The organism is Mesorhizobium sp. B2-1-1, assembly GCF_006442975.2.
GTDB lineage: Bacteria > Pseudomonadota > Alphaproteobacteria > Rhizobiales > Rhizobiaceae > Mesorhizobium.
Genome location: NZ_CP083955.1, coordinates 216,230 through 241,672, shown reverse-complemented (window position 1 = coordinate 241,672; position 25,443 = coordinate 216,230). Strand labels below are relative to the sequence as shown.

Sequence of the window (25,443 nt, the reverse complement as noted above, 5' to 3'; positions counted from 1 at the left end):
GAGCCAGAACATGGGCTTGATGGATAGACATGCACTAATCGAGAAGAACGCCACGCTTCTTCTTGTGGGCTCCCTTCTTGTTGTGACAATCGGCGGCATCGTTGAAATCGCACCGCTCTTCTATCTCGACAACACGATCGAGAAGGTGGAAGGCATGCGCCCCTACTCGCCGCTCGAACTTGTCGGGCGCAACATCTATGTGCGCGAAGGCTGCTACCTCTGCCACAGCCAGATGATCAGGCCGTTCCGCGACGAAGTCGAGCGCTACGGCCACTACAGCCTGGCTGCGGAGTCGATGTACGACCACCCCTTCCAGTGGGGATCCAAACGCACCGGGCCGGATCTCGCCCGCGTCGGTGACCGCTATTCGAATGCCTGGCACGTCGCGCACCTTGCCGACCCCCGCTCGGTCGTCCCGGAATCGGTCATGCCGAGCTATGCCTTCCTGAAGGACGCGCAGATCGAGGTGAAGAACTTCTCGACGCACCTGGTTGCGAACGCGCGCGTTGGTGTCCCTTACTCGGACGACATGATCGCCAACGCCAATGCCGATTTGAAGGCGCAGGCCGACCCGAATGCCGACACGTCCGGCCTCGAGAAGCGCTATCCCAAAGCCAAGGTCGGTGACCTCGACGGCAATCCGCAGGAGGTGACCGAAATGGATGCCCTGGTTGCCTATCTCCAGATGCTCGGGACCTTGGTCGACTTCAAGAACTACGACGAAGCCGCCGGCTACCGTTGAGGAGTTTATCCATGGATTACAATTTGATGCGGGAGTTTGCTGACAGCTGGGGTCTGGTCGCCATGGCACTCTTCTTTGTCGGAGCAATTGTCTTTGCCCTGCGCCCTGGCAGCCGCAAGCTGGCCGACGAAGCTGCCCGGATTCCCCTTGAGGACGAGTGATCATGAGCGACGAGCACATCGATGAAATCTCTGGCGTCTCAACCACCGGTCACGAATGGGACGGCATCAGGGAGCTGAACAACCCGCTTCCGCGCTGGTGGGTCACAACGTTCTACGTCACCATCGTGTGGGCGATCGGCTACACCATCGCCTATCCGGCATGGCCGCTGCTGCACTCGGCGACAACGGGTGTTCTCGGCTATTCGAGCCGCAATGACGTCAAGAACGAGCTGGCGGCGGCGGAAGCAGCGAAGGGCAAGTACGTCGCGGCGGTGGAGTCGAAAAGCATCTCCGAAATCGCCGCGGACGATGTCTTGCGGGAATTCGCGGTCGCGGCCGGCGGCGCCGCATTCAAGGTTAACTGCACGCAGTGCCACGGCTCCGGCGCCCAGGGTTCCAAGGGCTTTCCCAACCTCAACGACGACGACTGGCTGTGGGGCGGCAAGGCCGAGCAGATCCAGCAGACGATCACGCACGGCATCCGCTTCGCTTCAGATCCGGACACGCGCCTGTCGGAAATGCCGGCCTTCGGCGACATCATCACCGCCGACCAGATCTCCCAGGTCAGCGCCTACGTCGCCAGCCTGTCCGGCAAGGTCCGCGATGCAACTCTTATTCAACTCGGCGCCAAGGTCTTCGCCGAAAACTGCGTCGCTTGTCACGGCGACAATGCGAAAGGCAACAGGGAGCTCGGCGCGCCCGACCTGACCGACGCGATCTGGCTCTACGGGTCGGGCGAAACGGCAATCGCCGACCAGGTTCGCGCACCGAAGCAGGGCGTGATGCCAGCGTGGGGCGCGCGTCTCGGCGAGACCAAGGTCAAGGAGTTGGCGGTCTACATCCATTCGCTCGGCGGCGGGGAATAGGTCGGGGGCCCTCTTTCCTGCCCTTCGCCGCCTGAGCGACGCGGCCCGGCCAGTCCGGGCCTCAATTTTTTCGGCATTCCTCGATTGACCTGCATCAACGCGGGTCTGTCCATGCCGCGGCAAGGTTGTCCAGCGCACTCAAAGTCACGGTCTGCGCGCAAGTGGAGATACTCGTGCTGGACAAGACGCAGATAGAACGGCTGGAAGCCGAGGCGGTCAATTCCGCCAAGACCCGTCAGCCCCTTTACGCTGCGCGCAAGAAAATTTTCCCAAAGCGCGCCTCAGGCAACTTTCGCCGCTTCAAATGGCTGGTGATGGCGATCACGCTTGGCATCTACTACCTGACGCCGTGGCTGCGTTGGGACCGCGGTCCATTTGCCCCGGACCAGGCCGTGCTGCTCGATCTCGCCAATCGGCGCTTTTACTTTTTCTTTGTCGAGATATGGCCCCAGGAATTCTACTATGTGGCCGGCCTTCTTGTCATGGCCGGCGTTGGACTTTTCCTGATTACCTCGACTGTCGGCCGTGCCTGGTGCGGCTATGCATGTCCGCAGACCGTATGGGTCGATCTGTTCCTTGTCATCGAACGTGCGATCGAGGGGGACCGCAACGCCCGCATGAAACTTGACGATGGTCCCTGGACCGCCCGCAAGCTGATGCTGCGCGTATCGAAGCACGCCGTCTGGCTGGTCATCGGTGCGGCGACCGGCGGCGCCTGGATTTTCTATTTCGCTGATGCACCGACACTTGTGGGCGAGCTTTTCACCGGTACCGCCGCGCCTGTCGCCTACATCACCATCGCCGTGTTGACGGCGACCACCTACACGTTCGGCGGCCTGATGCGCGAACAGGTCTGCACCTATATGTGCCCATGGCCGCGCATCCAGGCAGCCATGCTCGACGAGAATTCGCTCACCGTCACCTACAATGACTGGCGCGGCGAACCGCGCTCGCGTCACGCCAAGAAGGTGCAAGCCGCAGGGCAGTCCGTCGGCGACTGCGTCGACTGCAATGCCTGCGTTGCGGTATGCCCAATGGGGATCGACATTCGCGACGGCCAGCAGCTCGAATGCATTACCTGCGCGCTGTGTATCGACGCCTGTGACGGCGTCATGGACAAGCTCGGCAAGGAGCGCGGGCTGATCTCCTACGCGACGCTCTCCGACTACAACGCCAACATGATGCTGGCGACCGCAGGCGGCTCCAGTTCAATCAATCCGTCGCTGGTCAGGACTGCCGTCGGCACCTTCTCCGATCAGGTGGCGCATTTTCACATTCGCAAGATCTTCCGGCCGCGCACCTACGTCTACATGGGCCTGTGGTCGCTGATCGGGCTGGGCCTGCTCTATTCGCTGCTGACGCGCAATCGGCTTGAGCTGAACGTGCTGCATGACCGCAATCCGCAATTCGTCACGCTATCCGATGGTTCCATCCGCAACGGCTATACCGTCAAGCTGCTCAACATGATCCCTGAGCCAAGGACCATCGCCGTCACCATGCAGGGCCTGGAGGGTGCCGACATGGTCGTCGTCGGCGACGACATCCCGGCCGGCCGGTCTTTCGCCGTCCCGGTCGAACCCGACCGCCTGAAAACGTTGAAGGTCTTCGTTCGCCAGCCGGCGGACCAGATCCACGCCCCGGCCCAGACCTTCAAGCTCCGTGTCGAGGACAAGGCGAGCTTCGAGTCGAACGAGTACACCGCCACATTCAACGCGCCAGAGGCCGCCAAATGACCGCCAATGCCCAAAAGCCTCGCGAATTCACCGGCAGGCACATGCTGGCCATCATTCTCACCTTTTTCGGGGTGGTCATCGCGGTCAACCTGACCATGGCCACGCTCGCCAATACGAGTTGGACCGGCCTCGTCGTCGAAAACACCTATGTGGCCAGCCAGCAATTCAACAAGGAGGCCGAGGCCGGCCGCGCCCAAGCAGCGCTCGGTTGGACCGGCAAGCTGACCATCGCATGGGGCGAAGTCCGCTACGGCCTCTCCGACGCAGCCGGCAAGCCGGTTCCTCTGCACGGCGTCAAGGTGCTGTTTCGTCATCCCGCCTACGAGAAAGAGGACGAGTCCGTCACGCTCGCGCTTGCCTCCGGCCAGGAATTCGCAGCGCAGCATATGCCGAAGGACGGTGTCTGGATCGTCGAAGTCGACGCCGATGCCGGCCAGGCACGACCCTATCGCGACGTCCGCAGGATCATGATTTCTCATGGAGGCTGCAGTGAGCTGCTGTGCACCGGGCGCTGAAATGGCGCTAGATCTGAACGGCGCCACATCGGTCCTGCCATCCAGCCAGGAGATCAGGTTGGCGAGCCGATCGCTTGGCGACGATCTTCGGCAGACCGACCTTTCAGTGCCGACGGTTCATTGCGCCGCCTGCATCCAGACGATCGAAGCGGCACTTGGAAGGCTCGATCACGTCGAAAGCGCGCGCGTCAACCTGTCGACGAAACGGGTCGCGGTCCGGTGGCGTGGAGACGAGGTGCCACCCTTCGTCGCCGCGCTTGGCAGGCTGGGCTACGAGGCGCATCTGTTCGCACCCGAGATCGACGACAAGGACAAGACGCTTGCCGAACTGATCCGCGCAGTCGCTGTTGCCGGCTTTGCGGCGGGCAACATCATGCTGCTTTCGGTTTCGGTCTGGTCCGGCGCCGAAGGTGCTACCCGCGACCTGTTTCACTGGGTCTCGGCGTTGATCGCCATTCCTGCCCTCGCCTTTGCCGGCGGCATCTTCTTCCGTTCGGCCTGGAATGCTCTGCGCCATGGTCGCATGAACATGGACGTGCCCATCGCGGTCGGTGTTTCGCTCGCCTACGCCATGAGCCTCTATGAGACGGTCAATCATGGCGACCACGCCTATTTCGACGCGTCGGTATCGCTGCTGTTCTTCCTTTTGATCGGACGCACGCTGGATCATGTGATGCGGGAGCGTGCCCGGACTGCCGTGAAAGGCCTGTCTCAGCTGGCCGCGCGTGGCGCCATGGTGCTGCGCGGCGACGGCGCGCGCGACTATTTGCCGGTCGGCGAGATCGAACCAGGCATGCGATTGTTGATCGCAGCCGGCGAGAGGATCCCCGTCGACGGCAAGATCATCCAGGGAACGTCGGATTTCGACTGCTCGCTGGCCTCGGGCGAAAGCACGCCGAAAAACGTGGCGCCGGGCGAAGCAGTACAGGCCGGCGTGCTCAATCTTACCGGCCCGCTGATGATTCAGGCGACAGCCGCCGCAAAGGATTCGTTCCTGGCGGAAATGGTCCGGCTGATGGAGGCCGCCGAGGGCGGTCGCGCGCGCTATCGCCGCGTCGCCGATCGCGTCTCGGCGCTCTACGCCCCGGTGGTTCATCTCACCGCCTTCTTGACATTCCTGGGCTGGATGGCGGGGACCGGCGACTGGCACCGGGCCGTGACGATCGCCATCGCGGTTCTCATCATCACATGTCCATGCGCGCTCGGCCTCGCCGTGCCGATCGTTCAGGTGGTCGCAGCACGACGCCTGTTCGAGAACGGCATCATGGTCAAGGATGGTTCGGCCATGGAACGCCTGGCGACAATCGACACGACGGTGTTCGACAAGACCGGCACGTTGACCCTTGGCCGGCCCCGGCTGGTCAACGCTTCGTCGATCGATCCAGGCATGCTGGCGATCGCAGCCGACTTGGCCGCACATTCCCGTCATCCATTTTCAAAGGCCATAGCCGGCTTTGCCATTTCGAGCCGGCAGCACAAATTCGATGCGGTGACCGAGCAACCAGGTTTCGGGATCGAAGCCACCGACGCCGGAACCATCTGGCGTTTGGGTCGACGCGGATGGGCCGGCTGGAAGGCTCGCACTGGCGGCGAAGGCAAATACGGCTACGGCGGAACGGTGCTGACGAAAAATGGCATGATTGCCGCATCCTTCGTTTTCGAGGATGCGCTGCGCGCCCACGCCAGAGCGGCCGTCCAACGGTTGGACGATGCCGGGGTATCGGTGGAAATGCTGTCGGGCGATACCGCTAAAGCCTGCGCCGAGGTTGCGGACGTGCTGGGTGTCGATAACTTCGTTCCCTGCCTGCTGCCGTCCGGCAAGGTCGAACGCATCGAGAGTCTGGCGAGAGATGGGCACAAGGTTCTGATGGTTGGCGACGGGCTCAACGATACGCCGGCGCTGAGCGCGGCCCATGTCTCGATCGCACCGGCCAGCGCCGCCGATATCGGCCGGAATGCAGCGGATTTCGTTTTCCTGCGCGAAAGTCTTCTGGCCGTGCCTCTCGCGCTGGACATCTCGCGGAAGGCAGGAAGCCTGATCCGGCAAAACATCGCCATCGCGATCGTCTATAATGCGGTCGCGGTACCGATCGCCATCCTTGGCCACGTTACGCCCTTGATAGCGGCGATCGCCATGTCCGCCTCATCGCTGCTTGTCATCGGCAATGCGCTGCGACTGCGATCGTCGAAACCAATCTCACCGGCCAGCGATATTCGCCACGATAGGCTGTCCAACTCCAACGAACGGGTCGGACCGTAATGACCACACTGACCTACCTCATACCTGTCGCGCTGTTTCTTGGAGCGCTTGGCCTGGGGGGCTTCCTGTGGGCTTTGAAAACTGGCCAGTACGAAGATCTCGACGGAGCCGCCGAACGGATTCTGATCGATACGGAAGATAAAAGCGGCCGCTGATATTCAAGAAGTGGCCCGTGACGGCGCATCCTTGCAGAAAACGGCGACGCCAAAATTCTCCACTTCAAATAGTGACACATAAGATCGCTGCGTTCCGAGCTGTTGTTTCCGCGATTAACATCACCAATTTGCGCCAACGCAAAGAAACGCTAGGTCAGGTCAGGTAGTTTCTCCTCATCCACAATGGTCGAGAGACAGGAGATTGACATGATTACGCGACGCGAAGCCCTCTTCGGAGCAGCGTTTGGCGCTGCCGCCGTTGCGGCGCTGCCCGCATTGTCGGCAACGGTTACAAAGGCAGAGGTGCGGGGGCTGCCCCGCGAAAAGATCATGCTCGTTGCGCCGCCTTTTGTGCATTCGCATGACCAGATTGCCAAGGGCGGACCGAAGATCGTCGAGTTCACCATGACAATCGAAGAAAAGCCGATCGTCATTGATGCCGACGGCACAAAGCTCAACGCGATGACCTACAACGGCTCGATCCCCGGCCCGCTGATGGTCGTGCACCAGGACGACTACCTCGAGCTGACGCTCATCAATCCTGAAACCAATTCGCTTGCCCACAACATCGACTTCCACGCCGCAACCGGCGCTCTGGGTGGCGGCGAGCTCACGCTGATCAACCCCGGCGAACAGGTGACCCTGCGCTTCAAGGCGACGCGGACGGGAACGTTTATCTATCACTGCGCCCCTGGCGGCGCGATGATCCCCTGGCATGTCGTGTCTGGGATGAACGGCGCGGTCATGGTGCTGCCGCGCGACGGCTTGAGGAACGACAAGGGCGAACCGGTCAAGTACGACAAGATCTTCTACGTGGGCGAGAGTGACTTCTATATCCCGCGCGACGAGAAGGGCAACTTCAAGAGCTACGAATCCGCCGGCGACGCCTACGATGACACCGTCAAGGTGATGCGCGGGCTCATTCCCACGCATGTGGTGTTCAACGGCAAGGTCGGATCGCTCACCGGCGACAACGCCATGAAGTCGAAGGTCGGCGAAACCGTGCTGATCGTCCACTCACAGGCCAACCGCGATACGCGGCCGCATCTGATCGGCGGCCATGGCGATTACGTCTGGGAACAGGGTAAATTCGCCAACCCGCCGGCCAAGGATCTGGAAACCTGGTTCATTCGTGGTGGTTCCGCGGGCTCGGCGCTCTACACCTTCCTGCAGCCGGGCGTCTACGCCTACGTCAATCACAATCTGATCGAGGCCGTGGAGCTCGGAGCGACCGCTCACTTCAAGGTCGAGGGCGATTGGAACGACGACCTCATGACGCAGGTGGAAGCGCCCAAACCCGTCGCCATGAACTGAACGGCCCTCGCATTTGCCCGGACAGTGATCCTGTCCGGGCTTGGACAAGAACTATGTCGGCTTTCATCCTGAAGCTCGTGCCAATGGCCGTGGTGGCCGCAGCGGTAGCGGTAGGACTCTCGATACAGGCCGCCGATGGCCAGCGACAGCCCCACGCCATTGCCACAACGGTTAGCCTGTTCCCCGGTTCGATCACCTATCCGATGCCCGGCGAGTTCCTGAAGAACGGACGACCGCAAACCAATCCCAAGGTCGAGCAGCAACTCAACGGTCCGCTTGAGATCATGACTTATCAGGTCAGCGCAGCCGACTATACGGATTGCGTGTCGGCTGGGGCCTGTCGGCCGGCGGAGGAGACCCGCTCAATCCCGCATGACGCACCCGCAACGACAGTGAGCTATCTCGACGCCGTTGCCTACGCCCGGTGGTATTCAGAAGCAACAGGTGACCAATGGCGGCTGCCCACCGACGAGGAATGGGCATTTGCGGCAGCTGAGCGGTTTGCAGGCGAATTCGAAGGTGTCGAAAACGATGCCAACAACCCTGCCAGGCGTTGGCTCACCAGCTACCAGGCAGAGCTTGACCTCAATCGCAAACCGGACCCGTTGCCCAGGAGCCGGGGTTCCTTTGGTGTGAATTCGCGTGGCTTGGCCGACTTTTCCGGCAACGTGTGGGAGTGGACTTCGACCTGTTATGTCCGCACGACGCTGGCCGAAGACGGAAGCGGGGTTGTGAGCGCGGTCGACAATTGTGGCGTCCATGTCCTTGAAGGCCTTCACAGAGCCTATATGTCGAATTTCGTAAGTGACGGAAAAAGCGGAGGCTGCGCCGTCGGCTTGCCCCCCGACAATCTGGGATTCAGACTGGTGCGAGGGCATCGTGGATGGGCCAACCGTTTCCTTAGCTATCTCGGCATTACCTGACAGTCAGGAGCAAGTGCTGCGTTCTGGTTTCGTCGGTCGATTGCTGCTCCGGGCTCACGGTGTCTTTGGCCTCATCTATGCTGTTCGATAGATCAGGATAAAGCCGGCAAAAGCCGCCATCCGGCCAGCACCCGCCGCTCCAGTTGGGGACGAAGGCGATCAGAATTCCCAGTGATCCCGCAAGAAGGACGGCTACGAAGATGAACAAAGGCGCCATTTCCAGCTTTGAACTCTCGCCCAGTGTGCCCGAGCGCTGGTCATCAGAGCAGGTGTCAAAGCGCCCACCGCACCCGTTCCGAGCGCGCATAGCCCGGCAGCGGTCGGCACCATGGCAGGAAAGAAGATCGGCGCCGAAATGAAGGCAACTTCAACCGGCACGAGGCCCATGCAAGATGGAGGACCAGCGCAGCCCACGGTCGCCACGCCTGGCGGATAGCGGCCACGGCCATAAACAGTCCTGAGGCGCTGTCGTCATGAGCGGTCGACCACGTGCCCAGCGCGACGGCCGAGATGACTATTGCCACGATGTCGAGTTGGGCAAATTGTGTCGGCAGCCGGTCGTGTCTTGGCGGACGAGCCAGTTGCGCGTGAAACTCGGAACGATCCTTCCGCCGATGAACGAGGGTGGTTCACCTTGCGTCAATAGGTGAAAAGCTCGTCCTCTTCGACCTCCATGAGTAAGGAACCACATAAGCGTCCCGAAATTTGCCGAGGATTTGGTGGCCGTCTTGAACGCGGTTGATCGCAAGCGAACGCTTGGCAACGCTTGATTGATCCTTCGCGCTCAAACATTCCCGGCCGCTTTGGTTCGGGTGTTGATTTGCTTTGTGGGGTCCGTTCAACAGGGAGTAAATAAATCCTTTCGAGGGGGAGGAAGCCCCATGCTTGCAGCGCATACAGACATCGCGCGCGGCCATCGAAGCCACCTTCCTGCTGCGGCATCGCTCCTTTGCTGAAAGAGCCGCATTTCGGCGCGATATTAATCATACCCGAAGCGTAACCACGGCATCACACGACCTTCTGAGACGGCTTCACCAGTCCCAGAACGATGACACCGTCCGACCTTGGGAAGATGCAGACCCGGCTCCCCTTACCATCTCAGCGTTCGATGCCGATATTCTCCGCGCTGTGTTCCGAGATTTGGTCTCGGGAACGAACGCGCCCGAGTGTCAATGGCGCGATCTGGCTAAGAGCCTGGTACTCGAATACGTCGGGTGCGTGCCGGTCGAAGTTGGCTTGGTGGATTGGATCATCAGCAAGTAGTTGTCCCTGCCGGCGTCAGTTTAGCCTGAATGACGAAGCTCAGGGCTCTCGGGCGCTTTCTGGCCTTGGGAACCATCCAGGGCACCCGGAGTTCGGTGCTGAACTACTCGTGCAGACCGACCATGGCAGAACTCGACAAAGCCCGGCAGCAGGCCATAGCCCACCTTGTTCGCCGGTGGATCAAGACAGAGGCGTTCCGCCGCCACCTTCGCCAGTTGCTGGGGCTGCGGATAGACCACGATCTCCCCCAGGAGCATCGGTCCCTGCTCGAAGAACTGAGACGGAAATACAGCGAATGGTCTCATGGCCCCAAGGTACGAACGGAAAAGAGACCCCAAGGGGTGGACGGTGGTCGACCAAAAGACCGGGAAACCCGCTGAACCCGAGGGTCACCCAGCGGTCGGCCTTGAGGTCACCTTACGCGACGGACCTCGTGATGCTCCTGAACGCCTCTGAACTCAAACGCAGGCTCTCCTATCGGAGCGTCAGCTGATGGCCACCTTGATGGCCACCCACTGGTTCACCCCACCGGTCCCGTCAGCGGCAACCCGTCAGGCATGACGTACATGGTCAGCAGCGTAGAGGCTGCCGCCGAGCATCTCCTTCAGTGGAGTAAGCGTGGCCCTAAGTGGAAACAAGCGGTGCGCGCTTGCTGGGCCGCTCTGGCTGGCCAAGCGACACCTCAGGAAGGCTCGAGAGTGCTTCAAGCTGGCTGCTATCGAGGAGGGGAAATTCCGAGGTGCCCCATTAGGGGGCTGACTGAGCAAGGAAGGCCCGCTGCCGGAGGGACGGACAACGGGCCTCAAGCGGCTGCATCCTCGGGGAATCGAACACTCTGCAAAAGCAACCTGTACGGCGCAGAATGGTTCCGCATGGAGTTGCCGGTTCAAGCGGGTTAGTATGAGCTAGGATCCTTCGGTCTGGCTGACAATACGCGTCGATGCCCCAGAAATCGCCTGGAGAAACCCCAAGCTGCCCCGCCCGTTTCCGACCCCGCGTTTCTGCCAAACACTGCGGTTCAGGCTACCTTTCCGGCTCAAGCTCCATCTGCTTCGTCTCGTCCTCTCCAACGCGCTCCTCGACCCGTTTGCGGCAATTTCCGTGGCCCATCAGCTCATGTCTGTGAAAACAAGCGAGTTGCCGCTGCGGGGGTTCCATATCCTTGCTGTCTTGGTTATGGTCTCAGCCAGGCCGATGGAGCTTAGGTATGAGCAACCCAATTCCGCTCGCTGTTGTTGCGTCTCTGTTGCTCACCTCCGTCTCCGCACTTTCGCAAGACAATCCGCCAAACAACGCTCCAGACACAATGGAAGCTCGCGTGCAGGCCTGCACCATTTGTCATGGCGACAAAGGCAAGGGCACCAGCGACGTCTATTTCCCGCGACTGGCGGGCAAGCCATCCGGATATCTCTATAATCAGTTGCTCGCGTTCAGAGCGGGACGGCGCCATTATCCGCCGATGAACTACTTGCTCGAATTCCTGCCGCAGTCCTATCTCAAGAAGATGGCGGACTATTTTGCCGACCAACGGCCGGCCTTGCCTGTTGCCGCGCCCCCCGACGTCTCGCAAGACGCTTTGATGCATGGCAAGGAACTGGTGACACATGGTGACTCAGCGCGCTCCATACCTGCGTGCGCGAGCTGTCACGGCCCTTCGCTTACGGGCATGGAGCCTGCAATTCCCGGCCTTCTTGGTCTGCGCCCAGCCTATGTAAGCGCTCAGCTCGGCGCCTGGCGCTACGGGACCCGGACGGCGACTGCTCCTGATTGCATGCAAGTCGTGGCAGGGCACCTTACGGAAGATGATGTGAGATCCGTGGCGGCGTGGCTGTCTTCCCTGCCGGCCCCGCCGAATGCCGCGCCAGCCCCGAAAGGCACCTTCACATTGCCCTTCGATTGTGGAAGCCAGCCGAACTGAGAGGACGCTATGCTGAAGCCCAAAGTTCTCGTCGGCCTCCTGGCGTTTTCAGGCGCGGTTTCGTTTGCCGCCCTCAAGCTGGACGACGCCGCCTGGGCGCAAGAACGGACATTGACAAACCCGGCGGCCACTATTCTCAAAGGCGAGTATCTGGCACGTGCCGGAGATTGCATCGCCTGCCATACGGCGCCCGAAGGCAAGTTGTTTTCAGGCGGCCGCGCCATGCTCACCCCCTTCGGCACACTCTACACTTCCAACATCACACCGGATCCTGAGACCGGTATCGGCCAATGGACGGCCGACGAGTTTTACAGGATGATGCATACCGGGCGTTCACGGGATGGGGGATTGATCTATCCGGCAATGCCGTTCGCCTCCTACACCAAGGTGACCCGGGAAGACAGCGACGCGATTTACGCCTATCTCAAGTCTGTCGAAGCGGTGAAACAGCGAAACCGGCCCCATGACCTCAGTTTTCCATACAACAACCGATCACTAATCCTTGGCTGGCGTACCTTGTTCTTTACCGAAGGCGAATATCAGCCCGATCCAAGCAAGTCGCAGGAGTGGAATCGCGGCGCCTACCTCGTCGAGGGGCTCGGGCACTGCGGCATGTGCCATACGCCGATCAACGCCCTTGGAGGCAACTCTCAGTCCGACGCCTTCAAGGGCGGTCTTATCCCGATGCAGAACTGGTATGCCCCATCCCTCACCTCGAACAAGGAAGCGGGGCTCGGCGACTGGAGCATCAAGGACATTTCCGATCTGCTGCGCACCGGGGTCTCGAACAGGGGCGCGGTCTACGGGCCGATGGCCGAAGTCGTTTACAACAGCCTCCAGTATCTCAGCGACGAAGACACGCGCGCAATGGCCGTCTACTTGAAGAGCATCGCTCAGGACAGCGCCCCCGATGTCGCTAAACCTTCCGTGCCGCCGAGCGAAGGAAGCCTGCTGATAAGCCTTGGCAAAACGGTGTACGATCAACGATGCGCAAGCTGCCACGGCGCGCGAGGCGAAGGGGCTCCGCCACATTACCCGCCATTGGCCGGCAACCAGTCCATCCAGATGCAGTCGGCGGTGAACGCGATCCGGATGGTACTGAATGGCGGTTATCCTCCCGGCACCGCCGGCAATCCGATGCCGTATGGCATGCCTCCGTTTGCCGGCACTTTGTCAGACAACGAGGTGGCGGCGGTAGTCACTTATGTCCGCACCTCGTGGGGCAATCGGGGAGCAGCGATCAGCCCGTCGGAAGCAAACCAGCTGCGCTCTGCGACATTGAATTGAGGGCCGGATGATCAACTCTGATGAGCCGACAGGCGCAGCCGGATCCGAAAAGGAGGCACTGGAGCGGATATTACGATCGGGCCCAGGCGGAGCTTTTCTCCTCGCCGGTATTACGACCGCCATTGTGCTTGGCATGTGGTTGACGTTCTACCTACTCGTATTCATCCCCCACGCCAATCCTTAGGGCTTCGAGGCTATCCAGATGACCGAGGATCCTGTTGACCATGCCGGGGCTGCGATTCGCGCCGAGAAAAACTGGGCAATAATCGCGGTCTTGATCATCGCCTTCCTCGCCGGCATGGCGGCCTTCGCCGGCATCCATCAGGCGACGATGCCGCAGGCGCGGGTGGAGACCGCTGATCCAACCACGCTTCACATTTCGGGTGAGTTCGTCGAATCCAACCTTGGTAGCGCCATCGAGCCTGACGGTTCAGTAACTGTCCGGGCAATCGGGCAACAATACTCCTTCGCGCCACAGTGCATTCTCGTCCCGACTGACACGACGATAACCATCCGCGCCACCAGTGCAGATGTCATCCACGGCCTTCTTATTCAGGGGACGAACGTCAACACCATGCTCGTCCCCGGCTACATTTCCGTGCAGAACGCCCGCTTCCGCAAGCCGGGCGAGTACCTGATGCCATGCCAGGAATATTGCAGCTTCGGGCACGAAGGAATGTGGGGGAAAGTCAAGGTCATTGACAAAGCCGAGTTCATGACCATGGCAACCAAGCAAGAGAGGGTGAGCTGTGTTAAATAGCCGGCGACTGATACTTGCTCATTTTTGGCTTGCGTTTGCGGTTTTTGGGCTCGCGCTTATCATGGGCGCCTGGCAGATGTTCATTCGAAGCCCGCTTCATACCTGGATCACCAATCCGGAATGGTATTATCGCTCGCTGACGGCCCACGGAACCATTATGGGTTACGTGTTCCCGACGCTCGTGGCCATGGGCTTCGGCTACGCCATTTCCGAAAGCGCGCTCAAGCAACCACTCATCGGACGGCGATGGGCCTGGGCGGGCTTCTGGCTGATCGTGATCGGCGCAGTGACGGCGATGGTTCCCGTGTCGCTTGGCCGCGCATCCGTACTCTACACGTTCTATCCGCCGCTGATTGGGAGCCCATTCTACTATATCGGCGTCGTGCTGGTGGTGCTCGGGTCATGGATATGGGTCGCACTCATGTCCATCAACCTGAGGATCTGGAAGCGAAACAACCCGGACGCGCCGGTGCCTCTCGCCATGTTCGCCAATGTAGCGGGCGCATATCTTTGGGCCTGGACGGCCGTTGGAGCGGCGCTAGAGCTTTTGTTCCAGATTTTGCCGGTAGCGCTCGGCTTGAAATCGACCATAGACGCTGGGTTGGCCCGCGTCTTCTTCTCATGGACGCTTCATGCCATCGTCTATTTCTGGCTGATGCCTACCTATATCGCCTATTACACGATCGTGCCGCGGGCCATTGGCGGGAAGCTCTACAGCGACTCCATGGGCAGGATTGCCTTCATCCTCTTTCTGGTCGTTGCGATGCCCATCGGCATCCATCACGCTTTCGCCGATCCGCAGGTCGGCGCCGGCTTCAAGTTCATCCATTCGGCGTTCACGGCGCTTGTGGCCCTGCCGACCCTGCTGACTGTTTTCACGATCTGCGCATCTGTCGAAATCGCAGGTCGCCTGCGTGGGGGCAGAGGACCACTGGGATGGATCGCTACATTGCCGTGGAACAATCCGATCATGCTGGCAACGGCATTCTCCTTCGTGCTTCTGGGTTTCGGCGGCGCCGGAGGCCTCATTAACATGAGCTATCAGCTCGACACCACGATCCACAACACGCAGTGGATAACCGGCCATTTCCATCTGATCTTCGGCGGCGCGATCGTGATCATGTATTTCGCCATCGCCTACGATCTATGGCCACATCTGACGGGGCGCGCGTTCATCGACTTCCGCCTCATGCGCCTGCAGCTCTGGCTATGGTTTCTGGGCATGATCATTACAACTTTCCCGTGGCATTATGTTGGTATATTAGGCATGCCTCGCCGCATGGCTTACTTCGATTATACCGACCCCGGACTTGCCTCCGAAGCGATGTCAGTGAGCATGTCGGCCTTTGGGGGGCTGATCCTGCTGATCTCCGGCGCGATCTTCATTCTCATCCTCATACGAGGCCAGCGCGCCCCGGCGATGGATGCGGGCGAATATCGCTTCAGCACGGCCGTCCATGCTCCCGTTTCTGTGCCCGCTGCCCTTAACAGCTATGGCCTTTGGCTGGCACTGATGATCGGGCTCACTGTGACCAATTATGGGTTCCCAATCTTGCAACTCGCGTTCAGGCAGGGCACCTCTGTTCCGGCTGTCTACATTGGAGCCCGATAATGTCGACGGAACGCCTCTTCTCAGCGACAAACCCTTGGGTCAGGTTGAGTATTGGTATCACGGCCGCGCTGGTGGTCTTGACAGCCCTTGGCGGCTTCATCCTGCTTCCCTATGCACAGTCTGATCTGAAGCTGGCTGGCTTGTGGGACGCAATATGCAGTGCTGCCGGCATTCCCAAACTGACATCGGGTGCCAGGACCGTTCAGCCCACGTTCAAGACCTCGGACGTCATCATGACGTCAGCCATGCTCGCCAATCCTTCGAACGAGTCGATCAACCGCGGTGCGACGCTCGCTCAGCAATGCGCGATATGCCATGGCCCGACGGGCGTCAGCCGCGCCGATTCGCCCAACCTCGCAGGGCAATACCCAGCCGCCATATACAAACAGCTAAAAGACTTCAAATCGGGCGCGCGCGTGAACGCCGTAATGAGTCCATTCGCGCCTCATCTTGCCGACCAGGACATGATCGACCTCGCGGCCTATTATAATTACCTGCCGCGATTGCCTGCCTATCATCCCTCGCAAAAGGTTCCTGCGCCTCGCATCGTCATCAATGGAGCCCCAATGCGCGGAATTGCGCCTTGCGGCTCGTGTCACGGCAGTTTGGACAACAAGGCCGGCAGTCCGTGGCTCGAAGGCCAGTCGGCCGTCTACATCAAAGCTCAACTGCGCGCTTTCGCAGACGGAGGTCGTCGCAACGATATTAGCCAGCAGATGCGAAATATTGCACGCGCAATGACGGACGATGAAATGGAGCAAGTAGCACAATACTACGCATCTCAACCCCCGGATAAGTATAAGCCGCAACCTTGAAGGCGTTCAGCAGCGTGGGTAGCATCTTCCACTGGACCGAACCGGCGGCCCTATGCTGTCGCAAAAATAACTTCACGAATTGGGTGTGAAGGCAATCGGCAGCGACGGCATGGCACCCTCGGATCAGCTCAATCAGGCGCGCTGCGGCATTGATCGTCGCTTAGGATGTGGAGCGGCAGTCTGGCTTCGTCTTGCGCAGGATGAGCATTCTACGGAATGCTGTGACAAACAGACCGAAGGCGACAACCCACATTGCTCCCGAGAGGTTGGTCAAGCCTGTCCCGTAGTCCGGCAACAGTTCGACGAGGAGGCGCGACAGGCAGCAAGTCGTCATCGCTATGAACGCACCGGTCGTCGGAGCCGAAGACGCGAAGGCGCGGTGGCTATGCTTACGGATCATGCTCGCCATGATAGCGAGGGCCATCGTGCCAATGGCGCCGATCGTCCATGCGTGGACCGCAGCCGCCTGTCCCAGCCACTCCGGTGCTAGAATGTGGATCGCCAGAAGTCCGAAACCCACGATGATCCATCCATATCCTATGTGAAGGGCAAGAGCCGTCGCCGAGGCCGCGCTTCGCCAACCATTCCATTGGGCGGCTCGCATGGTCTGACCGCAGGCGGCGAGCGCGCAGGCAACGCCGGTGAGTTGTGCCTGCGGCGCAACAACCCACAAACCAAGGGCGCATGCCGCAATAGCCGCTGCCGCGTATTCCAAAACGGCAGAACGGTTGACGGAGATTCGACCGCCCGCGCTCTCGACATAGGCCACCGTCAACGCCGGGACGACGCGTCCTCCGATGATCATGACAAGTCCGACGATCGAAGCCAAGGCTAGCCGCAGCGCAAATTCTACTTGGTAGGACGCCGCCGCAAGTATGTTGCCACCACAAAAGGCGAGCAGCAGAAACAATATCTTCAGGTTGCGGCGGTCGCGGCTCGCGATCACCCGTCCCGCCGCAATCAAGAGGAGCGTCAGCACCAAAAACGCATAGAGGGCAAGCCCGGCCGAATGCGATAGAAACAGGAAAGTCCCCCGGCTGCACAGCCATAGGGCGACGAGCAGACGCGTGGTAAGTGGCGAGACTGCGCGTCGTCCTGTCCATCGAGGCAATGCCGTCAACAGAAAGCCAGTCAAAATGGCTGGAACCATCCCGAAAAGAAGCACGTCGCGATGCCAATCGCCGGGAGATATCCCGGTCGGGCCGATGGCCTGTATTCCGAACGTTGACGGCAGCCAGACCGCCGGGCCTACAATCGCGTCCAACCCCGCGATTAGAAAGAATGGCCGAAACGGCGCCGACATCCGCCTCTGCTTCGCGTCGAAAATAAGCACACTCCCGTCGGCGGCCATGCGACAATTCCTCTACAGGGATGACTGACACGACGTCCTCGTGCCGCTTCTCAACTCGCAAGATCGGCGGTCGGAAAAAACTCAATGCGAAGGCAATACCGTCGATGATCGGTCTACGTGTTTGCTCCAGCGCAAACAGGCAGCAAAAATAGTCGCTTATAATCAAAACAATTTTCGAGACCGCGTCTGCCGATTGGCAGGGCGCGCGTCGTCTGTTCGCGTTGCGACCGGCTGCGAAACGTCTGCCCTAGGAGCGAAGAAGATGAAACAAAACGTTCCATTGAGTAGTATTGACGACTGTTCCCGGCGCTTTGCTGGCATGGCCGTTGTCGGCAGGCTGGCAAATTTGATCAAGGACGCCCGGCTCGATTGTGAGTGCCGTTCCAGACTCGACGAGACGCTGGCGCGATTTACGGCTCTGGAAGTGCGGCGCGCGGCACGCGAGCATCTTGCCAACGCCCGCTGTCAACGCGAGCGCATCGAAGCCATTCTCTTCTTCCTGCAGGATCTCGATGAAATGGGCGCAGCCGAACGGGATCGCAGCGTCTACATGGATCTCGCTCTCCTGTTTGACGACATCGCGAGCACCGCAAAGGAGGGTGCATTTTCGATGCGGCAACTCAGTTTATCTGCGGTGCAGACGGGCCATAGGTGATCAGCGGCAAGAACTGGTGAAGGCTTCAGGCGACCCTGCTAACCTGGTTCCGCCGATCGCGGTCCAAAACAGAGCCCGCGGCCACCTCCGACAGGGTGAAACTCAACACATTTCACAACGGAGAAATCGCACTGAAGAAATGCATGATGCCAACAATCGCCATGGTCCTCTTCATCGCCCCGGCGCTTGCGGCGGGAATGCATTCCGGCACTCATGACGGCCATGAACTGATGGTTATCGGTCAGCCGGGCATGGCGGCCAAAATAGATCGTACCATCGCGATCAGCATGGTCGAGAACGAAGATGGATCGATGGCGTTCGATCCGGTTTCAGTCACCGTAAAAAGAGGCGAGACGGTGCGTCTGGCCTTCACCAATGAAGGCGAATACGACCACCTGATACGGGGTCATTATGAGCTTGGAATGAAGGGGGCCCTCACGGTCACTGCCACCTGAGTCTTGAGTGACCAGATCGGTCGATCGGCGTGTGCGACCTCTTCGTAGAGCTCGACATCACTGCGCAGGTTGAGGTCTTCCTATCTCGATCAGCCATTCTGGTGGCCCCGGTCTAAGGCAAAGCCAGATGTGTTCGCCAGCAAAGAACGCTTCGAACTGACGCCTGAGTCTATCAGGATCAAAATCGAGAACGACCACGAATGTCTGACCGGGTTTGAGTCCGTCGAACATTGACAATACAGCGGACTGCTTCCTTTCAGGTGGAAGTTTCCGTACGTCATATGTCGCGCCTTTCGACGTCTGCAAATTCATTGCTATCCTTGCACGTTGAGCCAATCCATCAGGATGATCACGCGGCGGCGACTTTCTTTTCGCCCCAACGCGTGAGCTTGTCGCCCGGGTCAACGCCCGCCCAGCCAATCAGTCGGGCAGCCATCTCGACTACCATTTCCTCGATCGAGGCAAGCTTGACATAGAACGGCGGTACCGGCGGTGCGATGACTGCGCCCATCCGTGCTAGTCTCAACATCGCGTCGAGGTGCCCTTCATGGAGCGGCGCCTCGCGTGGAACAATGACCAGCCGGCGCCTTTCCTTCAGGACGACATCGGCGGCCCTGGTGAGAAGATTGTCGCCTAAACCGTGTGCCATAGCTGCCAAGGTCCGCATCGAACAGGGAACGACGATCATGCCATCCGTTCTGAAAGAGCCGCTGGCGATTGGTGCGGCGAAGTCCTGATAGGAATACGCGCGGTTGGCGACGGAGGTCAGTTGGGCAAGGCCGTCGGTGCCGAGCTCATGTGGGATCGCCAATCGCGCGCCCTTGGAGACGACGAGATGCGTCTCCACCCCGGCCCTGACCAACTGACGTATGGTCTCCAGCGCGAGCACGGAGCCGGATGCACCTGTCACACCGATTATCAGCCGTTTGGTCATTGTTGCCCCTGAGCGGTCGTCTGCGAAACAAACTCGTTCCATCGTTGAGACACCTGCTCCTCGATATGAGTTGACATCGTCAGCTCCTTTCCCCATTCGCGAGAGGTCTCGGACCCAATCTTGCGCGTCGCATCGAACCCGATCTTTCCCCCAAGCCCTTCGAGGGGTGAGGCGAAATCGAGCTGGTCGATAGGGGTTCGGTCCACCTGCATCAGATCGCGCGAGGGATCCATCCGGGTGGCGACCGCCCACATCACGTCCGGCCATGATCGAATGTCGATATCGTCATCCACCACGATGACAATCTTGGTCATCGAAAACTGCGGCAGCAGGGACCAGAACCCCATCATCACGCGCCTGGCCTGTCCGGCATACTTCTTGGCGATCGAGATGACCGCAATCCTGTAGGAGCAGGCTTCCGGCGGAAGCCACACATCAACGATTTCCGGTATCTGCTGGCGCAGGAGTGGCTTGTACACATCGAGCAGTGCCTCGCCGAGAACCGAGGGCTCGTCGGGCGCGCGCCCGGTGAACGTGGTCAGGTAATTTGCCCCGTCGCGAACGCGAACGCGCTTGAGGTTGAATACGGGGTATCGCTCCGGCGTGTTGTAATATCCCGTGTGATCGCCGAAAGGGCCCTCCAGCGCGGTTTCTGTTGAAGAGACGGCACCTTCAAGCACGATTTCCGCACTGGTTGGCACGTGAAGCATGATGCTCTTGCAGGGCGCCAATCCGACTCGGCGATTATTGATCATCCCGGACAGTGCCAGCTCCGACACGCCTTCAGGCGCCGGCATCACCGAGGCGATCAACGTCGCGGGATCTGCCCCGATGACGACCGCCACCGGCATCTCAAGCCCCCTCGCCTGCCATATGCGATGGTGGGCTGCTCCACCTCGCATGGGCAGCCATCTTACGATGGCACGATCACGGGCTAGCACCTGCATCCGGTATATGCCCAGATTGTATGTGCTCGGGTCGTCCTCGCCAGGCGGGCGAGTAATGACCACTGGCCATGTTATGAGTGGGCCTGCGTCTCCCGGCCAACAAGTCTGGATGGGAAGAAGCGAAAAATCCGGATCGGCGTCGCGCCACTCTCTGGGCGGGGAGACGATCTTCGGCCGCGCCACGAGTGCACCCCGCGCCGCAGGCAACATCTGTCGGGCCTGACGAAGGTTCTGTGGAGCCTGAGGCGATCTCATCCACGCAAGGAGCGCGCCGAGGGTTTCCAGACCGTGAAGGTCGGTGCCAAGGCCCCAGGCTACACGTTCCCGGGTGCCGAAAAGATTTGCGACGACGGGAAAGGCTGACTTGACGCCGCGATCGTCGACAGGCGCCGTAACGCGGAGCGCTGGGCCTTTCGAGGCAATCACCCGCCTGTGTATCTCGGTCAGTTCGAGCCGTGTCGAGACAGGGATGCCAACCTCACGAAGCTGCCCGTTCCGATCGAGGAACGAAAGGAATGAGCCAAGATCTGAAAACAAGGGAAGGCAGCGGTGATGCATAGCGAAATCCGGCCCGACCGGTTCGTCGGCGATCGATTTTGCCATCAGGGCTGACGAAGAACTTTGCGCTAGCGCAAAGAGCGAACGATCCGTCCCCGCTATTTTTCCCTTCTCACATCATTTCCGAGGAAGGCGATCGAGCCAAAAGGATTTCACATGGCAGGCAATCTCATTAGCGAAACTGTCGAAGCTTTGCGGTCCGTAATTTCCCTTCTCGCGGATCGCCGGCAGAGCATGGCAGCGACAAGGGACTTTTGGGCAATGGGTTTGGATGAGTGTACAGGCATCCTGAATGGCATCGGTTTGTCACGAAGCGAATTCGATGAAGCCATGCGGCTACCCTACGCTTCGCAAGACCTGCTTTCTTCCGCGATGCGTTCGATTGACATCGATCCTGACAGCTTTCAATCGCTGGAAGCCGCGCACCGTTTCATGTCACGCATCTGCATCGCCTGCCAGCATCGCCGCCAGTGTCATGGCCACCTGGCCGCCTTCGATTTCGAAAGCCACTATCAGGATTTCTGTCCCAACAGTGTCAATTTCGCGGACTTGCTGGCAGACGGACGCAGGAAGTCGATGGCCGGAAGGGCCTGCTGAACGAGCTCATGTGGATAGGATGTACTGAATGGTGACGATCAGCACGGAACCGACGTTGCCGGCGGTCATTCGTCATCTTTTCCCACCTTTTGCCGGACTTCCCCTCGGGCCGTTGCTGACGCTATCCTTGCGCTCGATGGCTAGGCGCCAGCCCCGATTGTTCGACCGCCTGGGCGAACATCGAACAGCTTGCGATTTCATCGACCCGGTCGACCTCGCCTTCGCATTTACCGTCGTACCGGACGCAGAGCGTTCGATCGTTCGTGTCGTCAGGAGAAGTGAGGCCGCGACATCAAACGTCCAGATCAGGGGACCTCTTCTGACACTCTTGAGCCTGCTCGACGGCACGCTGGATGGCGATGCGCTTTTCTTCAGCCGGATCATCTCGATCAGCGGCCGCACGGAGGCGGTGCTCGCGCTGAGGAACACAATCGAGGACGCCGAGCTTAGCCCCGCGGACCTACTCGGCCTGCGTGGCTTCCTGGCTCGTCTCGCCAATACGGGCATTCTCGGCGCATTGAGCGTCGCACGCCAAATGGCCAATCGAAATTCCAGACGCGAGGCGCCAGAGGCATGACAAGCGGACGCATGGAACTTGTCTGCCCGGCCGGAACCCCGCCTACATTGAGGGCAGCCGTCCAGGCAGGCGCGGACGCAGTCTATTGCGGATTTCGCGACGAAACGAATGCCCGGAATTTCCCCGGGGCTCAACTTCTCCGGGGAAGAACTGGCCGAGGGCGTCCGCTTCGCGCATAACCACGGCAGCAAGGTTCTCGTCGCCATCAATACATTCGCGCGTGTCAACGATGTTGGCCTGTGGAAAAAGGCAGCGGATACCGCAGCCGAATGCGGCGCAAATGCCATCATCGCGGCGGACATAGCCGTCCTTGATCATGTCGCCAAGAACCATAAACAAATTCGTCTTCATCTGTCGGTACAGGCTGCGGCAGCAACGCCGGAAGCAATCGGATTCTACGCGAAAAGTTTCGGAGTTCGTCGCGTCGTGCTGCCGCGGGTTCTTTCGGTTCAGGAGATCGCGGCGCTCAACCGCGCGATCGACGTGGAGACGAAGCATTCGTGTTCGGCGGCCTTTGCGTGATGATCGAAGGCCGATGCTATCTTTCTTCATACGCGACGGGAAAATCGCCAAATCTGAATGGCGTCTGTTCGCCACCCGAAATGGTGAGTTACGACGACGAGCCTAACGGCACGGCAGCACGGCTTTCAGGGTTCACGATCGACCGCTACGAGTTCGGCGAGCCAGTAGGCTATCCCACTTTGTGCAAGGGCAAATTCAAGGCCGGCGGCAAGACCTCCTATTTGTTCGAGGATCCCGTCAGCCTGAACGCTGGCGGGATGATTGCCGGGCTGAAGGCCGCCGGCGTAACCGCCTTGAAGATCGAAGGACGCCAGCGCGGCAAAGGTTATGTGACGGAAGTGGTCCGCGCCTTCCGGAAGGCCGTTGACGCGGTCGAGCAAGGCGGCGACGCCATTGAGATCGATCGGATTCTTGCTGGCCAGTCGGAAGGTTCCCGGCAGACGGCAGGAGCGTACAGCAAGAAGTGGAGATAGCACCTTGTCCGCAATTGCGTTGACGCTTGGGCCGGTCTTCTTCCACTGGTCGCCCGACCGCCTCACGGACTTCTACCGCAGGATCGCGGACGAGGCTCCGATCGACCGGGTCCATATCGGCGAAGTCGTCTGCGGCAAGCGGATGCCGTTTTCCGACCCCGTATGGCCTGAGATCATCGAACGCCTCGAGCGTGCCGGAAAGGAAGTGGTGCTGTCTACCCTGGCAGCACCGGCGACCGTTCGGGAACGCAGAAGCATCGAGGACCTCTGTGGCGACGATCGGCTGATCGAGATCAACGATGTCACCGCCCTGCCGTCACGCTCCGGCAAGCCTTTCGTGACAGGTCCGTTCCTGAACGTTTATAATGGGTCTTCCGCGCAATTCCTCATTCATCGCGGTGCCAAAACCATATGCCCGCCAGTGGAATTGTCGCTCGCCGCCGTCGGCGCCATGGCCAGCGCATGTCCCGAGGCGGATTTCGAGATTTTCGCCTTCGGTCGGCTGCCGCTCGCGCTTCCGGGCGATGCTATCATGCGCGCATTTACGGCCTTCACAAGGATTCGTGCCAGTTTACCTGCGAGAAAGACCCGGACGGTCTTGCCGTAGACACGCTCGACGACCAGCAGTTCCTCGCGATCAATGGCGTGCAGACGCTCTCCAACCAGGTGCAGGCCTTTTGCCCCGCACCCGCGGATCTCGCCTCCAGAGGCGTCCGGCGCATCCGCCTGTCTCCGCACACGTGCGACATGATCGAGGTGGCAAAGACGTACAGAGCTCTTGCCAATGGGAGAGAGGATCGCGAGGGGGCCCGTTTTATTCTCTCGTGCCTCGATCTGCCCGGCACGCTCGTCGATGGATACGCCCATGCCAAGCCCGGATGGCAAGCGACCGCTTCGATCTGAAGGTGGATCTCGAACAGAAAAAATGACCCAGATTGCAATCATTACAGTGTCAGAACGTGCAAGCCGCGGCGAATATCAAGATCTTGGCGGGCCTGCCATCGAGCGCTGGCTTCGACGTGTCGTAGCATCGCCTTGCGTCTTCATCCGCCGCATAGTCCCTGACGGCGTGGAAAGTGTCCGGAATGTGCTCATCGAGCTTTGCGACCAATGCGGCGTTGATCTTATCCTGACGACTGGAGGGACCGGTCCATCTCCAAGGGATCTTACCCAGAGGCAATGCAGCAAGTCATCACCAAGGAACTTCCCGGTTTTGGCGAACTCATGCGGCAGGCCAGCATGCGGCAAGTCCGCACAGCCATTCTTTCACGTCAGACTGCGGGAGTCCGCGGCCATCCGCTGATCATAAACCTGCCAGGCAAGCCGGCTTTAATCGACGTATGCTTGAACGCCGTCTTTCCTGCCGTGCCTTACTGTCTCGAACTGATCGGCGCAGCGCCAATCATACCCGAGCGATGTTCGGATGATCCCGTGTCGACAGCGCTTTTAGATTAAGAGCTGCGGACAATCACCTGATCCATCGGATCGTAGCTGCGAGAGGGCGACAACGAGGGAATTCCTGATTGTTTTCTCAAGCGAGTTGCGATGCGTCACACCTGTTTGAGCTTTGAGAAGCAACATTCGACCAGAGTGGCTTGGCGCACCGCGTGTTTGCGATCACATGGCGCAGGCGATCGGCATCGTCGGCCATTGCGACTTTGGCTGGCCGCCGATCAGAGCATAAGCCTGCGGCCTTTGCGCGACGGCCGGATGAAGCGCACCGGATGCCCTCATGCCTCCTGCGGCTGAAACAGCGGAAAACTCTGTTCAATCGCCGAAGACATCGGGCCTATCACGCTAGGCGATCAGGTGCGCACCCCTGCCCGGACACGCAGGATCCGAACTTGATAAATTGCTATGTTCTTTGAGCCAAATGCCCTGAACTCAGCCGCGCCGCACGCACTCAGGCTTCCCGCTGGGAGGCTGACGGCGACAGCTTGGTGATCTGCTCCTCTTTGTTCCAGCGCAAAGACGCGGACCTTTATCTGGGCAATTCATGGTCCAACGGTTGGCACGATTTCGTCCTCGAGACATTGCGTCGCGTCGAATG

General features: G+C 59.9%; 25 protein-coding genes and 3 pseudogenes. 24 read left to right on the top strand and 4 right to left on the bottom strand.

The window, feature by feature from the left end; translation table 11 throughout:
* Nucleotides 1-10: 10 nt before the first annotated feature.
* The 17 genes from ccoO (at nucleotide 11) to FJ972_RS28890 (ending at nucleotide 16,324) form a co-directional block, all read left to right on the top strand.
* Nucleotides 11-742 (top strand): cytochrome-c oxidase, cbb3-type subunit II, encoded by a 732-nt coding sequence (ccoO, locus tag FJ972_RS28970; RefSeq protein WP_140522795.1) that lies wholly within the window; start codon nucleotides 11-13, stop codon nucleotides 740-742.
* Between the two features lie 11 nt (nucleotides 743-753).
* Nucleotides 754-903 carry a cbb3-type cytochrome c oxidase subunit 3 gene (locus FJ972_RS28965; protein WP_140522798.1) on the top strand — a complete coding sequence of 50 codons (150 nt, stop codon included), beginning with the start codon at nucleotides 754-756 and terminating at the stop codon, nucleotides 901-903.
* Between the two features lie 2 nt (nucleotides 904-905).
* Complete coding sequence (gene ccoP / locus FJ972_RS28960; protein ID WP_140522800.1) at nucleotides 906-1,769, top strand: cytochrome-c oxidase, cbb3-type subunit III; 864 nt, start codon at nucleotides 906-908, stop codon at nucleotides 1,767-1,769.
* 173 nt (nucleotides 1,770-1,942) lie between these two features.
* Complete coding sequence (gene ccoG, locus FJ972_RS28955) at nucleotides 1,943-3,502, top strand: cytochrome c oxidase accessory protein CcoG (protein ID WP_140522802.1); 1,560 nt, start codon at nucleotides 1,943-1,945, stop codon at nucleotides 3,500-3,502.
* Nucleotides 3,499-4,017, top strand: coding sequence for a FixH family protein (locus FJ972_RS28950; protein ID WP_140522804.1), 519 nt, complete (start codon nucleotides 3,499-3,501; stop codon nucleotides 4,015-4,017). Before ccoG ends, FJ972_RS28950 begins: the two co-directional genes overlap by 4 nt.
* Complete coding sequence (locus FJ972_RS28945; RefSeq protein ID WP_140522806.1) at nucleotides 3,992-6,277, top strand: cation-translocating P-type ATPase; 2,286 nt, start codon at nucleotides 3,992-3,994, stop codon at nucleotides 6,275-6,277. Before FJ972_RS28950 ends, FJ972_RS28945 begins: the two co-directional genes overlap by 26 nt.
* Nucleotides 6,277-6,432, top strand: a complete 156-nt coding sequence (gene ccoS, locus FJ972_RS28940; protein ID WP_140522808.1) for a cbb3-type cytochrome oxidase assembly protein CcoS — start codon at nucleotides 6,277-6,279, stop codon at nucleotides 6,430-6,432. Before FJ972_RS28945 ends, ccoS begins: the two co-directional genes overlap by 1 nt.
* A 207-nt stretch (nucleotides 6,433-6,639) precedes the next feature.
* Entirely contained in the window at nucleotides 6,640-7,746 is a 1,107-nt protein-coding gene (gene nirK, locus FJ972_RS28935) for a copper-containing nitrite reductase (RefSeq protein ID WP_140522810.1), read from the top strand.
* A gap of 53 nt (nucleotides 7,747-7,799) precedes the next feature.
* Nucleotides 7,800-8,669 (top strand): SUMF1/EgtB/PvdO family nonheme iron enzyme, encoded by an 870-nt coding sequence (locus FJ972_RS28930; RefSeq protein ID WP_140522812.1) that lies wholly within the window; start codon nucleotides 7,800-7,802, stop codon nucleotides 8,667-8,669.
* A gap of 885 nt (nucleotides 8,670-9,554) precedes the next feature.
* Complete coding sequence (locus FJ972_RS28925) at nucleotides 9,555-9,932, top strand: hypothetical protein (RefSeq protein WP_140522814.1); 378 nt, start codon at nucleotides 9,555-9,557, stop codon at nucleotides 9,930-9,932.
* Nucleotides 9,933-10,054: 122 nt separating this feature from the next.
* A complete protein-coding gene (locus FJ972_RS28920) occupies nucleotides 10,055-10,312 on the top strand; it encodes a hypothetical protein (RefSeq protein WP_181165394.1) in 258 nt (85 codons plus the stop codon).
* A gap of 177 nt (nucleotides 10,313-10,489) precedes the next feature.
* Nucleotides 10,490-10,831, top strand: coding sequence for a DUF982 domain-containing protein (locus tag FJ972_RS28915; RefSeq protein ID WP_140522818.1), 342 nt, complete (start codon nucleotides 10,490-10,492; stop codon nucleotides 10,829-10,831).
* A 308-nt stretch (nucleotides 10,832-11,139) separates the two neighbouring features.
* Nucleotides 11,140-11,850: a c-type cytochrome gene (locus tag FJ972_RS28910; protein ID WP_140522820.1), complete on the top strand. Its 711-nt coding sequence runs from the start codon at nucleotides 11,140-11,142 to the stop codon at nucleotides 11,848-11,850.
* 9 nt (nucleotides 11,851-11,859) lie between these two features.
* Complete coding sequence (locus FJ972_RS28905) at nucleotides 11,860-13,137, top strand: c-type cytochrome (RefSeq protein ID WP_140522822.1); 1,278 nt, start codon at nucleotides 11,860-11,862, stop codon at nucleotides 13,135-13,137.
* Between the two features lie 202 nt (nucleotides 13,138-13,339).
* Nucleotides 13,340-13,897 (top strand): cytochrome C oxidase subunit II, encoded by a 558-nt coding sequence (locus FJ972_RS28900; protein ID WP_140522824.1) that lies wholly within the window; start codon nucleotides 13,340-13,342, stop codon nucleotides 13,895-13,897.
* A complete protein-coding gene (locus FJ972_RS28895; protein WP_140522826.1) occupies nucleotides 13,887-15,509 on the top strand; it encodes a b(o/a)3-type cytochrome-c oxidase subunit 1 in 1,623 nt (540 codons plus the stop codon). The genes FJ972_RS28900 and FJ972_RS28895 overlap by 11 nt, the downstream gene beginning before the upstream one ends.
* On the top strand, nucleotides 15,509-16,324 hold the full coding sequence (locus FJ972_RS28890; protein ID WP_140522828.1) for a c-type cytochrome: 816 nt from the start codon (nucleotides 15,509-15,511) through the stop codon (nucleotides 16,322-16,324). Before FJ972_RS28895 ends, FJ972_RS28890 begins: the two co-directional genes overlap by 1 nt.
* Before the next feature lie 160 nt (nucleotides 16,325-16,484).
* On the opposite strand, the gene FJ972_RS28885 is transcribed toward FJ972_RS28890, so the two are convergent.
* Entirely contained in the window at nucleotides 16,485-17,675 is a 1,191-nt protein-coding gene (locus FJ972_RS28885; protein WP_140522830.1) for an NnrS family protein, read from the bottom strand.
* Nucleotides 17,676-17,937: 262 nt separating this feature from the next.
* Here FJ972_RS28885 and FJ972_RS28880 point away from each other — a divergent pair, with 262 nt between their 5' ends.
* Entirely contained in the window at nucleotides 17,938-18,330 is a 393-nt protein-coding gene (locus FJ972_RS28880; protein ID WP_140522832.1) for a hypothetical protein, read from the top strand.
* A 143-nt stretch (nucleotides 18,331-18,473) separates the two neighbouring features.
* Nucleotides 18,474-18,785 (top strand): hypothetical protein, encoded by a 312-nt coding sequence (locus FJ972_RS28875; RefSeq protein ID WP_140522834.1) that lies wholly within the window; start codon nucleotides 18,474-18,476, stop codon nucleotides 18,783-18,785.
* A 57-nt stretch (nucleotides 18,786-18,842) separates the two neighbouring features.
* On the opposite strand, the gene FJ972_RS28870 is transcribed toward FJ972_RS28875, so the two are convergent.
* From FJ972_RS28870 to FJ972_RS28860, 3 genes are read right to left on the bottom strand one after another with little or no spacing between them, the layout of a single operon-like run.
* On the bottom strand, nucleotides 18,843-19,097 hold the full coding sequence (locus FJ972_RS28870; RefSeq protein ID WP_140522836.1) for a DUF2249 domain-containing protein: 255 nt from the start codon (nucleotides 19,095-19,097) through the stop codon (nucleotides 18,843-18,845).
* Nucleotides 19,098-19,134: 37 nt separating this feature from the next.
* Complete coding sequence (locus FJ972_RS28865; protein WP_140522838.1) at nucleotides 19,135-19,719, bottom strand: UbiX family flavin prenyltransferase; 585 nt, start codon at nucleotides 19,717-19,719, stop codon at nucleotides 19,135-19,137.
* Entirely contained in the window at nucleotides 19,716-21,224 is a 1,509-nt protein-coding gene (locus FJ972_RS28860; protein ID WP_140523388.1) for a UbiD family decarboxylase, read from the bottom strand. Before FJ972_RS28860 ends, FJ972_RS28865 begins: the two co-directional genes overlap by 4 nt.
* Before the next feature lie 156 nt (nucleotides 21,225-21,380).
* Between FJ972_RS28860 and FJ972_RS28855 the strand changes: the two genes are divergently transcribed.
* The 5 genes and pseudogenes from FJ972_RS28855 to mog all read left to right on the top strand — a co-directional run bounded on the left by FJ972_RS28855 (nucleotide 21,381) and on the right by mog (nucleotide 24,848).
* Nucleotides 21,381-21,821, top strand: coding sequence for a hypothetical protein (locus FJ972_RS28855; RefSeq protein ID WP_140522840.1), 441 nt, complete (start codon nucleotides 21,381-21,383; stop codon nucleotides 21,819-21,821).
* Between the two features lie 28 nt (nucleotides 21,822-21,849).
* Nucleotides 21,850-22,398: a ubiquinone anaerobic biosynthesis accessory factor UbiT gene (ubiT, locus tag FJ972_RS28850; RefSeq protein ID WP_140522842.1), complete on the top strand. Its 549-nt coding sequence runs from the start codon at nucleotides 21,850-21,852 to the stop codon at nucleotides 22,396-22,398.
* Nucleotides 22,399-22,409: 11 nt separating this feature from the next.
* Nucleotides 22,410-23,393 (top strand): annotated as a pseudogene (gene ubiU / locus FJ972_RS28845) (ubiquinone anaerobic biosynthesis protein UbiU).
* Nucleotides 23,394-23,397: 4 nt separating this feature from the next.
* Nucleotides 23,398-24,296 (top strand): annotated as a pseudogene (gene ubiV / locus FJ972_RS28840) (ubiquinone anaerobic biosynthesis protein UbiV).
* Nucleotides 24,178-24,848 (top strand): annotated as a pseudogene (gene mog, locus FJ972_RS28835) (molybdopterin adenylyltransferase). The pseudogenes ubiV and mog overlap by 119 nt, the downstream one beginning before the upstream one ends.
* Nucleotides 24,849-25,443 lie beyond the last annotated feature (595 nt).